The organism is Streptomyces sp. AC627_RSS907, assembly GCF_019049165.1.
The window spans coordinates 1-563 of the sequence record NZ_JAGMUE010001308.1 but is presented as its reverse complement, the minus strand read 5'-3'; the positions used below and the strand labels follow the sequence as shown (position 1 = coordinate 563).

Here is a 563-nt window from a genome sequence, read left to right as displayed (position 1 = left end):
GCCTGGCGTCGCGTCGGCGATCCAGGGGCCGTCGCCGCTGGGGTCGAGGATGCCTTCCTCCACCCAGGTGTAGGCGCCGCCGAGTACGTCTGAGGCCACCGCGCGGTCCAGGGCGTCGGTGTTGCTCCACAAGCGCCCGAACAACTCCTCGACGCGGACGCGGGATTGCTGGCAGAAGGCGTCGGCGAGCCGGTACGCCTCGGCGCCGTGCGCCCCGTCCAACCGTAGCCGCTCGGCCCGTACGCACGCAGCGCTCATCGCGAACAGTTCGGCGCCGATGTCGACGATGCGTCCGAGGAAGCCCTGTTTGGCCTCCAGACGGCCCTGCCAGCGCGACATGCCGTAGAAGGTGGAGCGGGCCAGTTTGCGCGCGCAGCGCTCCACGTAGCGCAGGTGTGAGGCGAGGTCCCGGTGGCCGGGTGGGTGGAACTGCGCGTACGAGCGCGGAAGCTGGCCCGCACCCGTCACGAGTCGGGGCAACCAGCGGGCGTAGAAGCCGCCCGCCTTCGCGCCTGCCCTCGCCTTGTCACGGAGCGGCGTGTCCGGGGCGATCAGGTCGCAGG

At 71.8% G+C, this 563-nt stretch carries 1 pseudogene; it reads right to left on the bottom strand.

Annotated features, from left to right (window positions below):
- Positions 1 to 563, bottom strand: a pseudogene (locus KUM32_RS41635) (acyl-CoA dehydrogenase); the annotation flags it as partial.